The 12,383-nt window shown below is 68.3% G+C and carries 14 protein-coding genes; 7 read left to right on the forward strand and 7 right to left on the reverse strand.

The window, feature by feature from the left end; all coding sequences use genetic code 11:
* Nucleotides 1–5 precede the first annotated feature (5 nt).
* Genes ACSYHF_RS04985 through purM form a run of 3 tightly spaced genes read right to left on the reverse strand, consistent with a single transcriptional unit; the run spans nucleotide 6 to nucleotide 1,993 of the window.
* Nucleotides 6–428 (reverse strand): hypothetical protein, encoded by a 423-nt coding sequence (locus ACSYHF_RS04985; RefSeq protein WP_005415569.1) that lies wholly within the window; start codon nucleotides 426–428, stop codon nucleotides 6–8.
* Nucleotides 425–913: a hypothetical protein gene (locus tag ACSYHF_RS04990; RefSeq protein WP_061480736.1), complete on the reverse strand. Its 489-nt coding sequence runs from the start codon at nucleotides 911–913 to the stop codon at nucleotides 425–427. Before ACSYHF_RS04990 ends, ACSYHF_RS04985 begins: the two co-directional genes overlap by 4 nt.
* A gap of 21 nt (nucleotides 914–934) precedes the next feature.
* Nucleotides 935–1,993, reverse strand: a complete 1,059-nt coding sequence (gene purM / locus ACSYHF_RS04995) for a phosphoribosylformylglycinamidine cyclo-ligase (protein ID WP_053500215.1) — start codon at nucleotides 1,991–1,993, stop codon at nucleotides 935–937.
* Between the two features lie 99 nt (nucleotides 1,994–2,092).
* Here purM and ACSYHF_RS05000 point away from each other — a divergent pair, with 99 nt between their 5' ends.
* The 3 genes from ACSYHF_RS05000 to hda are packed head-to-tail and all read left to right on the forward strand — an operon-like array spanning nucleotide 2,093 to nucleotide 5,105.
* Nucleotides 2,093–3,232, forward strand: coding sequence for a DUF2066 domain-containing protein (locus ACSYHF_RS05000; protein ID WP_447576117.1), 1,140 nt, complete (start codon nucleotides 2,093–2,095; stop codon nucleotides 3,230–3,232).
* Nucleotides 3,229–4,398 carry an AI-2E family transporter gene (locus ACSYHF_RS05005; RefSeq protein ID WP_053500214.1) on the forward strand — a complete coding sequence of 390 codons (1,170 nt, stop codon included), beginning with the start codon at nucleotides 3,229–3,231 and terminating at the stop codon, nucleotides 4,396–4,398. Before ACSYHF_RS05000 ends, ACSYHF_RS05005 begins: the two co-directional genes overlap by 4 nt.
* Nucleotides 4,398–5,105, forward strand: coding sequence for a DnaA regulatory inactivator Hda (gene hda, locus ACSYHF_RS05010; RefSeq protein WP_005415574.1), 708 nt, complete (start codon nucleotides 4,398–4,400; stop codon nucleotides 5,103–5,105). The genes ACSYHF_RS05005 and hda overlap by 1 nt, the downstream gene beginning before the upstream one ends.
* 204 nt (nucleotides 5,106–5,309) lie before the next feature.
* Here the strand turns inward: hda and murU are convergent, their stop codons facing one another.
* The 4 genes from murU to ACSYHF_RS05030 all read right to left on the reverse strand — a co-directional run bounded on the left by murU (nucleotide 5,310) and on the right by ACSYHF_RS05030 (nucleotide 8,939).
* A complete protein-coding gene (gene murU, locus ACSYHF_RS05015) occupies nucleotides 5,310–6,020 on the reverse strand; it encodes an N-acetylmuramate alpha-1-phosphate uridylyltransferase MurU (RefSeq protein ID WP_111127011.1) in 711 nt (236 codons plus the stop codon).
* Nucleotides 6,017–7,042, reverse strand: coding sequence for an aminoglycoside phosphotransferase family protein (locus tag ACSYHF_RS05020; protein WP_119706065.1), 1,026 nt, complete (start codon nucleotides 7,040–7,042; stop codon nucleotides 6,017–6,019). Before ACSYHF_RS05020 ends, murU begins: the two co-directional genes overlap by 4 nt.
* Before the next feature lie 64 nt (nucleotides 7,043–7,106).
* Nucleotides 7,107–7,376, reverse strand: coding sequence for a GlsB/YeaQ/YmgE family stress response membrane protein (locus tag ACSYHF_RS05025; RefSeq protein ID WP_005415577.1), 270 nt, complete (start codon nucleotides 7,374–7,376; stop codon nucleotides 7,107–7,109).
* 69 nt (nucleotides 7,377–7,445) lie between these two features.
* Complete coding sequence (locus tag ACSYHF_RS05030) at nucleotides 7,446–8,939, reverse strand: M20 family metallopeptidase (RefSeq protein ID WP_088496714.1); 1,494 nt, start codon at nucleotides 8,937–8,939, stop codon at nucleotides 7,446–7,448.
* 199 nt (nucleotides 8,940–9,138) lie between these two features.
* Here ACSYHF_RS05030 and ACSYHF_RS05035 point away from each other — a divergent pair, with 199 nt between their 5' ends.
* The 4 genes from ACSYHF_RS05035 to ACSYHF_RS05050 all read left to right on the forward strand — a co-directional run bounded on the left by ACSYHF_RS05035 (nucleotide 9,139) and on the right by ACSYHF_RS05050 (nucleotide 12,286).
* The gene (locus ACSYHF_RS05035; protein ID WP_032953992.1) at nucleotides 9,139–9,465 is read left to right on the forward strand and encodes a ComEA family DNA-binding protein; all 327 of its coding nucleotides are present in this window, start codon (nucleotides 9,139–9,141) and stop codon (nucleotides 9,463–9,465) included.
* Between the two features lie 352 nt (nucleotides 9,466–9,817).
* On the forward strand, nucleotides 9,818–10,903 hold the full coding sequence (locus ACSYHF_RS05040) for a L,D-transpeptidase (protein WP_447576118.1): 1,086 nt from the start codon (nucleotides 9,818–9,820) through the stop codon (nucleotides 10,901–10,903).
* A gap of 17 nt (nucleotides 10,904–10,920) precedes the next feature.
* Entirely contained in the window at nucleotides 10,921–11,646 is a 726-nt protein-coding gene (locus ACSYHF_RS05045; protein WP_447576119.1) for a murein L,D-transpeptidase catalytic domain family protein, read from the forward strand.
* A gap of 34 nt (nucleotides 11,647–11,680) precedes the next feature.
* A complete protein-coding gene (locus tag ACSYHF_RS05050; protein WP_447576120.1) occupies nucleotides 11,681–12,286 on the forward strand; it encodes a HutD/Ves family protein in 606 nt (201 codons plus the stop codon).
* Nucleotides 12,287–12,383: the final 97 nt, after the last annotated feature.

Raw genomic sequence — 12,383 nt, forward strand, 5'->3', positions numbered from 1 at the left:
CAAGCTCAGACGCTGAGATGGTCGCCGCGGTCGAACAGTGCGGCCATGTCAGGCTTGGACAGGAACACCCAGGCATAGGCGGTCAGGGCCATGCCCAGCGGGCCAGCCAGTACCGCCAGCCAGGCCGCGCGCTGGCACCAGGCCAGCCCGGTGCGGCGCGACAGCAGGCGTGCGGTGTGCAGCTGCACGACGCCAAGCGCGGCCGCCAACAGCGAAATGACCCCGTACACCGTGGCCAGTACCGCGCCATCGGCCAGCCCGCGTGAGCTGGCGACCAGGCCGATGAAACCGAGGAACGCCAGCGCGGCCATCCAGTGGAAAACCGCCAGCGCGTAGAACAGCACCTTCAGCGTCTGCAGGTGGCTGGCCAGCTGCAGCTGCGCCAGGGTCTGCTGTGGTAGCGGCGGTGGTGCGCCGGGTGTCGTCATGTCGTTGCACCACTTGCATCGAAGGCGGCCTTGACCTGCGGGCGCAGCAGCGTAACCAGGGTGAATACCCCCAGAACGGTGCCCAGCGGCGCGCACAGGCAGAGCAGGCCGGCCACGATCAGGCACAGCAGGTGGCGACGACGCTGGGCCAGGCAGCGTCCGGCCTGGATGACGAATGCGGCCATGCCCAGGCCACCGGCGACGAACACGGTCCCCAGCACCGTGAACACCCAGCCGAACAGGCGCTGTTCGGCCGGCGACGAGGGCTGGCCCCCGGAGTTCATCGGCAGATGGCCGCTCAGCGCACTGATGCCGAGCACGATGTACAGAATGAAAAACAGCGAGAGCAGCGCGATCAGGCCACCGAACACATAGTGCGCGATGGACAGCGCGCGTAGGTGGTCGGCGTCCTGCCTGCTGAAGACCGGCACGGCCGCCAACGGCGGCGGTACCGGGGTGGGTGCCAGGGGGGGCGTTGCGTCCATGCGGGCTCCTCGGGGTCGGGTTCAGCCGATGCGGACGCGTTCGGCGCCTTCGGCGGTGACCACCTGGCCGATGGTCCAGTGGTCCAGGCCCTGGGCTTGGACCGCCTCGGACACGGCAGCGACCTGCTCCGCTGCCACGATCAGCACGAAGCCGATGCCGCAGTTGAAGGTGCGCCACATCTCGCTGTCGGCGACCGCGCCTTCTTTCTGCAGCCACTGGAACACTGGCGGCAGGGTCCAGGACGAGGCCTGGATGTCCAGGCCTAGGCCATCGGGCACCACGCGGATGATGTTCTCGGTCAGGCCGCCACCGGTGATGTGGGCCATGCCGTGGATGGCATCGCCGTGCGACTTCAGCAGCGACAGGATCGGCTTCACGTACAGGCGGGTCGGTGCCATCAGTGCGTCGACCAGCTTCACGCCACCTTCCAGTTCCAGATCGGCCGGGCGGCCGGCGCGGTCGTAGATGCGGCGCACCAGCGAGTAGCCGTTGGAATGCGGGCCGGACGAGGCGATGCCGATCAGCACGTCGCCGGCGGCCACGCTGGCGCCGTCCTTCAGCTCGCTCTTCTCGACCGCAGCCACCGTGAAGCCGGCCAGATCGTACTCGCCCGGGGCGTACATGTCGGGCATTTCAGCGGTTTCACCGCCGATCAGCGCGCAGCCGGCCTCGGTGCAGCCGTTGGCGATGCCGCCCACCACCGCCGCGGCGGTATCGACGTCCAGCTTGCCGGTGGCGAAGTAGTCCAGGAAGAACAGCGGCTCAGCGCCCTGCACCAGCACGTCGTTCACGCACATCGCGACCAGGTCGATGCCGATCGTATCGTGGCGGTTCAGCTGGTGGGCCAGCTTCAGCTTGGTGCCCACGCCGTCGGTACCCGACACCAGCACCGGCTCGCGGTATTTGTTGGACAGGTCGAACAGGGCGCCGAAGCCGCCCAGGCCGCCCATCACTTCCGGGCGGAAGCTGCGCTTGACCAGGGGCTTGATCCGCTCGACCAGCGCGTTGCCGGCGTCGATGTCGACACCCGCGTCACGGTAGGTGAGGGGGGAGGGGGCGGAAGACGGGGTGTTGGTCACGGGCGTCGGCGCTGGCAGGGGTTGAACGAGCGATTTTAACAGGCCGCATTGGCGCAAAGGCCGTATTCGGGCAACAATTCCCCCGGATTCGTCGAGCCAATGGATGTCCTGATGCGCCGCAGCCTGATTCTGACCCTGCTCCTTGCACTGAGCCTGCCGGTGGCCACGATGGCCCAGAGCGGCCTGCGCACCGAGGGAGATGTTGCCACCGCCTCGGGTGCGTACGAGGCCGAAGTGCCCGTCAACAGCCAGGCCGAAGCCGATCGCAACGGCGCCCTGGCCCGTGCCCTGAGCGTGGTGTTGGGCAAACTGTCCGGCGACCGCAACGTGATGTCCCGCCCCGGCGTGGTGCAGGCGCTGCGCAACGCCAAGGACTACGTGGCCAGCTACGACTACAAGCAGGACCAGAGCGTGGGCGCCAGCGGCGCGCCGAGCTTCAGGACCCTGCTGGTGGCCCGCTTCCGCGAGGATGACGTTGACTCGCTGGTGTCGGCGCTGGGTCTGCCGCTGTGGCCGCAGCCGCGGCCGAAGCCGGTGGTGTGGTTGGCCGTCGACGACGGCAGTGGCCCGCGCCTGGTCAGCGTGCAGCAGGCCAACGCCGCCCGCCCGCTGCTGAACCGCGCCATCGAGCGGGGTTACAAGCTTGGCCTGCCCAGCGGCGGTGCCGCCGAACAGGCGCTGGCCGGTGCCATCTGGCGCCAGGACAGTGCCGCCGTGGCCCGCGCCTCGTCGCGCTACGCGCCGCCGATGCAGCTGATCGGCAAGCTCTACCGCGCCAACGGCGGCTGGCAGGCGGACTGGGTGTTTGTCGACAACGGCCGTGAGCTGAACAAGTGGACCAGCAAGGACGCCAACGCCATGCGCGCGATGGCCGCCGGTGCCGACGGCGCCGCCGACGCGCTGGTCAGGCGCTATGCCAAGGCGGGTGCCGCCGTCGGCCAGGCCGGGACCTACCGCGTGGTGGTCACCGGCATCAACAGTGCCGACGACTACCTGCGCCTTGCCGCCGGCCTGCGCGAGGTGCCGGTGGTGCGCAACGTCACCCCGCTGCACGCTTCGGCCGGCCAGCTGGAGCTGAGCCTGGAGATGACCACCGGCCTGGCCGGCTTCAACCGCATGCTGGGCGACAATGGCGTGCTGGTGCCCAGCGCGACGCTGCCGGCCCTGCCGACCCCGATCGATGACACCACCGGTGCCCCGGTGGCCGCGCCGGTCAGCAACGAGTACCGCTTGCGATGACCCTGACCCCGGAAGCCGAAATCGCGCAGTTCCTGCGCCGCCTGAAGTACATCCTGTTCGCCGGCCTGGTCGGCTGGGTGGTGTGGCTGCTGGCACCGATCCTGACCCCGTTCGTGCTGGCGCTGGCGCTGGCGTGGCTGGGCGATCCGCTGGTGGACCGCATCGAGGCCACCGGCCGTTCGCGCATGACCGGCGTGGTGCTGGTGTTCGCTGCGATGGTGCTGGTGATCGTGGCGCTGCTGCTGGTACTGGTGCCGATGATCGAGCGCCAGATCACCACCCTGATTGCGGTCGCGCCGCAGGCACAGGCGTGGCTGATGGAGAAGGGGATCCCCTGGTTCGAGCAGAAGACCGGCCTGGAAGTGATGCAGTGGCTGGATCCGGACCGCCTGATCGAATGGGTGCGCAGCCACTGGCAGCAGGCCGGCGGCTTCGCCACCACATTCATGGGCTACGTCTCGCGTTCGGGCTTTGCGATGGTGACCTGGGTGGTCAACATCCTGCTGCTGCCGATCCTGGCGTTCTACTTCCTGCGCGACTGGGACAAGCTGGTCGAGCGGGTGGCGTCGGTGATTCCGCGCAACCACATCGGCACCATCAGCGCGTTGGCGCGTGAGTCCAACGAGGTGCTGGGGGCGTTCATCCGCGGACAGTTCCTGGTGATGCTGGCGCTGGGCGTGATCTATGCCGGCGGCCTGTCGCTGGTCGGCCTCAAGCTGGGCCTGCTGATCGGCCTGATTGCCGGCCTCATCAGCTTCATCCCATACCTGGGCGCGACCACTGGCGTGCTGATGGCGGTGATCGCGGCACTGGTGCAGGCGCAGGGCTTCGACCTGAAGCTGCTGATCCTGGTGGGCGTGGTGTTCACCGTGGGCCAGCTGCTGGAAAGCTACGTGCTGACCCCGCGTATCGTCGGCGACAAGATCGGCCTGCACCCGGTGGCAGTGATCTTTGCGGTGATGGCCGGCGGCCAGCTGTTCGGCTTCCTCGGCATGCTGCTGGCGCTGCCGGTGGCGGCGGTGACCAACGTGCTGCTGCGCTATGCGCATCAGCGCTACCGCCAGAGCGAGCTGTACGTGGGCGAGAAGCCGGCGATCGTGCTTGATGGCGTAGTGGACGCCCCCCATATCATCGTTCCGAACGACAAGGGCCCCGACCTGAAGTGATGGGTGTGCCGCAACTGCCGCTGGCCCTGCATTACCCGCGGGACCAGCGCCTGGAGACCTTCATCGGCGCGCCGGACGGCGCGCTGGCGCAGCTGCGCGCGATCGCGGTTGGTGCCAGCCACGACTGGGTCTACCTGGAAGGTGCGGCGGGAACCGGCAAGACCCACCAGGCGCTGGCGATGTGCTCCAGCGCCGAGCAGGCCGGGCGCCTGCCGACGTACGTGCCACTGGCCAGCGCAGCAGGCCGCGTCCGTGCAGCGCTGGATGGGCTGGACGCACGCGAACTGGTGGCGCTGGACGGGCTGGACGAGGTTGCCGGCAATCGCGACGACGAGATCGCGCTGTTTGATTTCCACAACCGCGCGCGCGCTGCAGGTGTGACCGTGCTGTACACGGCGCAGAAGGCACCGGGCGAGCTGGGCCTGGTGCTGCCGGACCTGCGTTCGCGCCTGGGCCAGTGCGTGCGCGTGCTGCTGCAGCCGCTGGATGAGGAAGGTCGTGCTGCGGTGCTGCGCGAGCGTGCACTGCGACGTGGCCTGGCCATCGACGAAGCGGCCATCGAATGGCTGCTGTCGCACACCGGCCGTGAGCTGGGTGGATTGATCACCCTGCTGGACTGGCTGGACCGCGAATCGCTGGCGGCGAAGCGGCGGATCACCGTGCCGTTCCTGCGCCAGGTGCTGGAAGAAGGCCGGCCCCGCTACTGAGGGTGGGGTTTGTTTGCAGGGCTGCGCCCTGCACCCGCGGTAGTGCCGGCCGCTGGCCGGCAGCTTCAACAGCAACGTCAAAAGCTGGCTTCCTGAGGGGAGGCGGGGTGGCTCAGGTTGCGGGGGGGACTTGCAGCGTCCCCTGCATGGCCCACCCGCCCGGCCAAGCACGCGATCCGCTTTACGCGACCAACCACGAGGGGCTCAGCCGTTCGCCGCCAGCTCCACATCCAGCGCGCGCAGGCGATCCACGGTCCCGACATCGGTCCAACGCCCCCGATGGTGCTGCCCCGTCATCAACCCCTGCGCCATGAAATGCTTCTGCAGCGGCACCACCGAGAACCTCGGCGGCAGCCGCTCGCTGCCCGGCGCATCGCCGATCACCGCGCGCCAGTCGGCCACGATCGAGGGGCGGTACACGCCGATGCCGGCATAGGTCAGGCATGGCCCTGCGCGGTCGTGGTGCAGCAGGCCCTGTGCATCCAGCCGATAGTCACCGTTCGGGTGCTGAACCGGATTGTCGACCAGCACCAGGTGTGCCTGGCCCTGCGGCTCGCGCGGCAGCGTGGCGAAATCGAAATCGGTCCAGATATCGCCGTTCACCACCAGGAACGGGGCATCGCCCAGCACCGGCAATGCGTTGAGGATGCCGCCGCCGGTTTCCAGCGGGGTCTGCCCTTCGTAAAGGAAATGCAGACGCAGGCCCCACTGGCTGCCATCACCCAGCGTCGCCGGGAACTGCTCGGCCAGCCACGCGGTGTTGACCACCACCTCGCGCACGCCGAGCGTTGCCAGGCGCTCCAGGTGCCAGACGATCAGTGGCTTGCCGGCCACTTCCAGCAGCGGCTTGGGTGTGTGCAGGGTCAGCGGGCGCATGCGCTCGCCGAGCCCGGCGGCAAAGACCAGCGCCTTCATCGGGCCACGCGCATCGGTGCGCCCAGTTCGGCCAGCGCCGGCTTGATGCGGCTTTCCAGCAGCTGCTGCAGAGGCGCCAGCTCGCGATAGCGTGGCAGCACTTCATCCAGATAGCCGATGAAGCGCGGTGCGTCGTCCAGGTAATGGCCCTTGTTGTCGCGGTAGCGCAAGCGGCAGAACAGGCCGAGGATCTTCACGTGGCGCTGGATGCCCATCCAGTCGGCATCGCGCAGGAAGGTGGCGCGGTCGGGCACCGGCAGGCCGGCGTCGCGCGCGCGTTCGTGGTACTGCGCCAGCCACTCGTCAACGCGCTGCAGCGGCCAGCTCAGGAAGGCGTCCTTGAACAGGCTCACCGCGTCGTAGGCGATCGGGCCACGCACCAGGTCCTGGAAATCCAGCACCGCGGGGCCGTCGTCGACCGGCATCAGGTTGCGCGGCATGTAATCGCGGTGAGTCATCAGCTGGGCCTGGCCCAGCGCGTTGTCCATCAACCGGCGATGTACCAGCTGCAGCCCCTCGAGCTCACCGCAGTCCAGTTCCAGGTTCAGGTGACGCTGCAGGAACCATTCGTCGAACAGGCCGGCATCGCGCTGCAGCAGCGCTTCGCCGAACTGGCCGAAGTCGGCCGGTACCGGAATCGCCTGCAGGCGCAGCAGCTGTTCGATCGAGCGGCCGAACCATTCATCGGCGTTGCGCGCGTCGAGGATCCTGGCCAGGGTCGGGCCGCCGAGATCTTCCAGCAGCAGGAAGCCGGCCTCCAGGTCCTGCGCCAGCAATGCAGGCACGCGCAGGCCGTGGTCGTGCAGCAGGCCGCGCATGCGCAGCCACGGCCGCGGATCTTCCAGCCCCGGTGGGGCGTCCATCACGATGTGGCTGCCACGGGTGCTGGTCGTGCGCCAGTAGCTGCGCATGCCGGCATCGACCGAAGCGCGCTCGACCACCGCGCTGGCATCGTCGAGCTGGGTACGGGCCCACTGCAGGCGCCGCGCGCTGCGCTGGGGATCGGAGGCGGGTTCGGTCATGCGGGCATATCCGGGGGCGCTGGGCGCGCCAACGTCGGGAACAGGAGGGGAAGGAGGGACGGGGTCAGCGGCGGCCGCTGAACAGGCGCAGGACGGCCAGCACGGCCACCGCGCCCACTACCGCACCGAGGAAACCGGCCGGTTCGCCGGGGGCGTACCAGCCCATGTACTGGCCGAACCAACCGGCCAGCAGTGCACCGAGGATGCCCAGCACGATGGTCAGCAGGCAGCCCATGCGGTTGTTGCCGGGCATGAAGAAACGCCCGAGCAGGCCGACGAAGAAGCCGACCAGCAGGATGTACAACCAGCTGCTGCTGCCGAACAGACCATTCATGCGCGCGGATTCCGCTTGAGTGTGGACGCAGCCTAGCAAGGCCAGGCTGCGTCCGTCACCGGTGCCGGATCAGCAGCAGCCGTGGTCGCCGTGGCGGGTGCCGCTGTCGGCAGCCACCGGCGAACCGCTGGTCTCGCCACGCAGGCTGGCGGCGTAGTGCTCGCTGATCACCTTGGACACGCAGGCGGTGACCTTCTTGCCCATCGGGATGTGCAGGAACTCGTTCGGGCCGTGCGCATTGGAGTGCGGGCCGAGCACGCCGGTGATCATGAACTGCGCACCCGGGAACTTCTCACCGAGCATGCCCATGAACGGGATCGAGCCGCCTTCGCCCATGTACATTGCCGGCTTGCCGAAGAAGGCCTGGCTGGCATCGTCGATGGCCTGGGTCAGCCACGGCGCCATGGCCGGGGCGTTCCAGCCAGTGGAGGCCTTTTCCAGGTCCAGGGTGACCTGCGCGCCGTTCGGTGGGTCGCGCAGCAGCGCTTCCTTCAGCAGCTCGCCGCAGGCCTTGCCATCGGCGGTCGGCGGCAGGCGCAGCGACAGCTTCACCGAGGTCTGCGGGCGCAGCACGTTGCCGGCCGATTCCAGCGGCGGCATGCCGCCCACGCCGGTGACCGACAGGGCCGGGCGCCAGGTGCGGTTGAGCACCAGTTCGGTCAGGTCCTCGTTCATCGGGCGCAGGCCGTCGACCATCGGGAACTTCTCGAAGATCTCGGTATCGACCACTTCGGCCGCGCGCTTGGCCTGTTCCAGGCGTTCGGCCGGGATTTCGACGTTCATGCCGTCGATCAGGATGCGGCCGGTGTCCTGGTCCTCGATGCGCGACAGCAGCTGGCGCAGCAGGCGGAAGCTGGACGGCACAACGCCGGAGGCATCGCCGGAATGCACGCCTTCGTTGAGCACCTTCACGGTGAAGTTGCCGCCGGTCAGGCCGCGCAGCGAGGTGGTGCACCACAGCTGGTCGTAGTTGGCGCAGCCCGAATCCAGGCAGACCACCAGCGAGGGCTTGCCGATGCGCTCGGCCAGGTGGTCGACGTACGCCGGCAGGTCGTAGCTGCCGGACTCTTCGCAGGCCTCGATCAGCACCACGCAGCGGGCGTGCGGCAGGCCCTGGGCCTGCAGTGCCAGCACCGCGGCCAGCGAGCCGAAGATGGCGTAGCCGTCGTCCGCACCGCCGCGGCCATACAGCTTGTCGCCGCGCAGGACCGGGGTCCACGGGCCGAGGTCGTCGTCCCAGCCGGTCATTTCCGGCTGCTTGTCCAGGTGGCCGTAGAGCAGGATGGTGTCGTCGCCGGTTTCGGCGCCGGTCGCTGGAATTTCCAGGAAGATCAGCGGGGTACGGCCTTCCAGGCGCACCACTTCAACCTTCAGGCCGGGCAGCTGCTGGGCCCTGGCCCAGTTCTCCATCAGGGTGACCGCCTGTTCCATATAGCCGTTCTGCACCCAATTGGCGTCGAACATCGGCGACTTGTTGGGAATGCGGATGTAGTCGACCAACTGCGGGACGATTTCGCTGTCCCACTTGTCATTGACGAATTGGCCGAGCTTGGCGCTGTCCATCTGAAACTCCGGTTGCATGGGCTGATCCGGCCATTCTACGCCTGTGCCACGGGTAGGGTTTTTCCTACATCACGTCGGGTATTTGGCTGGCTTACGGAAATCCGGGAAACCGATAGGCTGTGCACATGTGGTGACGGACACTGTTCCTGCCGACGGGATTGCCGGTCGGGGCGGCCAGAATCACAGGGAGATACACGTCGTGCCTTGGAGTGTCGTGTTGAGGGCACTGGTGCTGGTAGTGGGGATCGCTGGGGCGCATGCCGCCGAACCGATCGACATCAACCGCGCCGATGCCCAGGCGCTGCAGCAGGGATTGACGATGGTCGGAGCCGCCAAGGCCGAGGCGATCGTCGAGCACCGGCGCAGACACGGCCCATTTCATCGCGTCGAGGACCTGGCGCAGGTGAAGGGGATAGGGAAAGCGATCGTCGAACGGAATCGACAGCGGATCACCGTAGGCAACAGGTTGTTGCCGGCGGATCCGGTACCCGGATCGGTACCGGTGCGGACCGTACCCAGGCGCTGACAGCAGGAATCGTCGGAACCGGCAGGAGGCTGGTTCAGCGGTCACGGACAGGACGGCCGTGACCACCGACCGCCGCAGGATGCGGCACCAATCACCAGGATGGTGGCATCACAGACCTGTGGAAGGGGCTGAGATACAAACAGGACAGACGCGGCCGCGTGCAGGATGCAACGCTGCCCCCACAGCGCAGGATGCGAGGGGGCGGCAGCAGGCCGACAAGGACGTAACGATTGCCCGGTACGACACATGGCTGTGTCGCCGGGCAGTTTCATTTCCGGCGCCTGGTTTTGCCGCGGCCACCACGGGCCTATGGTGTACGGTGGCTGCACCGCATGGAAAGGACCCCCGCAGGATGCTTCCGCACCGCCCCACCACCCTGATGCTCGCCCTGGCACTGGCCCTGCCGCTGCTGGCCCATGCCGCTGCGCCGGCACCGGCTGCCAAGCCCGCAGCTGCCACTGCCGGCACCGCCGAAGTGCGCGGGCCGACCGACCTGAAGCCGGGCGAATACCTGTGGCATCCGGAAATCTCGCCGACCGGCCCGATCGTGCTGGTGGTCAGCCTCGATGAGCAGCGTGCCTACGTCTACCGCAACGGTATTGCCATCGGCCTGACCACGATCAGCTCGGGCAAGGCCGGGCACGAGACACCGACCGGTGTGTTCACCATCCTGCAGAAGGACAAGGACCACAAGTCCAACCTCTACAACAGCGCGCCGATGCCGTACATGCAGCGGCTGACCTGGGACGGCATCGCCCTGCATGGCGGCAGCCTGCCCGGGCATCCGGCCTCGCACGGCTGCGTGCGCCTGCCGCAGGCCTTCGCGCAGAAGCTGTTCAGCGAAACCCAGCGCGGCGACACGGTGGTGGTGGCCGATGCCAAGAGCTCGCCGATGACCCTGGCCTATCCGTCGGTGCTGGCACCGGTCAATGCACGCGGCCAGGTCCTGCCGGAGACGGAGGGTGGGGCGCCGGCACAGGCCTGGTGGAACGGCAGCGCGGCGCCGACCGGGCAGGTCGGCATCCTGGTCAGCCTGCACGACCAGCGCCTGTACGTGCTGCGCGATGGCGTGATGATCGGCGAGTCGCCGCTGAAGGCCGACGCGCTGCCGGCCTTCCAGGGCACCACCCTGTTCGTGATGGGGCAGGGTTTCAGCGATACGCCCAGCCCGCTGGACGCGAACCAGCGCCTGCACCAGTGGACGGCCTATCCGCTGCTGGGCCAGGACCGTGCCCGGGCCACGCCGGACCTGCTGGCCACGCCCTCGTTGCCGATGGCGCTGCCGGCCGAGTTCGCCCGCCAGCTGTACCAGGTGCTGGTGCCGGGCACGACCCTGCTGGTCACCTCGCTGCCGGCGGTCCGCCCAAGCCCGGCTGAATCCGGAATGCAGCCGGTCTTGGAATCCGAGCCGCCAGGGTCCACCCTCAAGGGCAACTGAGTCCCTTCGTTGTGCCCATGACTGCATCCTGCCTGTGCCGGCTGGCCGCGTTCGGCCTGCTGGCGACCTCGGCCAGCGCCCCGGCGCTGGCACAGACGCCCGCCCTTGCCACCAGCGCCGATGATCTGGCTGCCCTGCTGTCGCGCAGTGCGCCCAAGGCCGACCGCCACGTGTTGCAGCTGGCGGCGCGCGCCATGCGTTGCGCGCTGCAGCGTCCGGAGCTGGGCGTCAACGGTGATCGCCTCAGCGTGATCGACTACTCGCGGCCGTCCACCGAGCCGCGCCTGTGGGTGTTCGACCTGGCCCACCAGCGCCTGCTGTTCGAGGAATGGGTGGCGCATGGCCGCAACAGCGGCGAGAACCGCACCGAGCACTTCTCCAACCGCGATGGCAGTTTCATGTCCAGCCTCGGCGCGTTCACCGCACAGGAGACCTACATGGGCGGTAATGGATATTCGCTGCGCCTGGCCGGGCTGGAGCCGGGCTTCAATGACCGCGCGCGCGAACGCGCGATCGTCATCCACGGCGCGCCGTATGTGAACCCGGCCACCGCGCAGCTGCAGGGGCGGCTGGGCCGCAGCCTGGGCTGTCCGGCGGTGCGCCTGTCGGTGGCCAAGCCACTGATCGATGCGTTGCGTGGCGGCACGATGGTGTTCGCCTATTACCCCGACCAGGACTGGTTGAAACACTCGCAGCTGCTGGCCGGCGGGTGCGGCGGCCAGGGCACGCTGGCCACGCGGTGATGCACGATGGCGCGCGGCGTGATGCAATGCGCCGATGAACGTCGACTCCCTGCTGCACACTCCGAGCCAGGTCATCTCACGCCTGGACTACCGCCGCGAACGCTGGCGCAACGGCCTGGGCTGGACCCGCGAGATCCTGCGCCTGCCCGCGCAGGGGGATGACTGGGCGTTGCGCCTGTCCGTGGCCGAGATCGAGCAGGACGCGGCGTTCTCCGCCTTCCCCGGCGTGGAGCGCGAACTGGTGCTGCTGCAGGGCAATGGCGTGCGTCTTCGCTTCGAGGATGGCCGTGTGGCGGAAGTCCTGCCGCCGCACGGGCGCGTGCGCTTTGCCGGCGAGGAAACGCTGCACGGCGAACTGGTCGACGGCACCACCCACGACTTCAACCTGATGTGGAGGCGCGACCTGCTGCACGCCGAACTCCTGCACCGGCCACTGGTGGGCAGCATGTTCTTCTTCTGCGAACCAGGTGTTGCCTGGGCGCTTTACCTGTTGGCCGGTCATGCCGAATTTGGGGCTGACAGCGGTCTGCCGCCGATGCACGCTGGCGATACCGCGTGGCTGTCAGCGGGTGAACGGCAGCGGCACGAGTTGCAGGGCGGGGGCGAGTTGTTGGCGATCAGGGTGAGTGCGGCGGGATGATTCCTGGGCGCCGGTGGGTACCATCCACGCATGGCGTGGATCTACTTGCACTGCGGTTGCCACCCTGCCTGGACACGCCGTTCAGTAGATCCACGCC

This window comes from Stenotrophomonas maltophilia group sp. P373, from assembly GCF_053295075.1.

Coding starts and splice junctions, on each gene's coding strand:
- ACSYHF_RS05025 (WP_005415577.1), bottom strand. CDS start 7,376: ATGAATGGTCTGTTCGGCAGCAGCAGCTGGTTGTACATCCTGCTGGTC.
- murU (WP_111127011.1), bottom strand. CDS start 6,020: ATGAAGGCGCTGGTCTTTGCCGCCGGGCTCGGCGAGCGCATGCGCCCG.
- ACSYHF_RS05005 (WP_053500214.1), top strand. CDS start 3,229: ATGACCCTGACCCCGGAAGCCGAAATCGCGCAGTTCCTGCGCCGCCTG.
- hda (WP_005415574.1), top strand. CDS start 4,398: ATGGGTGTGCCGCAACTGCCGCTGGCCCTGCATTACCCGCGGGACCAG.
- ACSYHF_RS05040 (WP_447576118.1), top strand. CDS start 9,818: ATGCTTCCGCACCGCCCCACCACCCTGATGCTCGCCCTGGCACTGGCC.
- ACSYHF_RS05020 (WP_119706065.1), bottom strand. CDS start 7,042: ATGACCGAACCCGCCTCCGATCCCCAGCGCAGCGCGCGGCGCCTGCAG.
- ACSYHF_RS04990 (WP_061480736.1), bottom strand. CDS start 913: ATGGACGCAACGCCCCCCCTGGCACCCACCCCGGTACCGCCGCCGTTG.
- ACSYHF_RS05000 (WP_447576117.1), top strand. CDS start 2,093: ATGGATGTCCTGATGCGCCGCAGCCTGATTCTGACCCTGCTCCTTGCA.
- ACSYHF_RS04985 (WP_005415569.1), bottom strand. CDS start 428: ATGACGACACCCGGCGCACCACCGCCGCTACCACAGCAGACCCTGGCG.
- ACSYHF_RS05050 (WP_447576120.1), top strand. CDS start 11,681: ATGAACGTCGACTCCCTGCTGCACACTCCGAGCCAGGTCATCTCACGC.
- ACSYHF_RS05045 (WP_447576119.1), top strand. CDS start 10,921: ATGACTGCATCCTGCCTGTGCCGGCTGGCCGCGTTCGGCCTGCTGGCG.
- ACSYHF_RS05030 (WP_088496714.1), bottom strand. CDS start 8,939: ATGGACAGCGCCAAGCTCGGCCAATTCGTCAATGACAAGTGGGACAGC.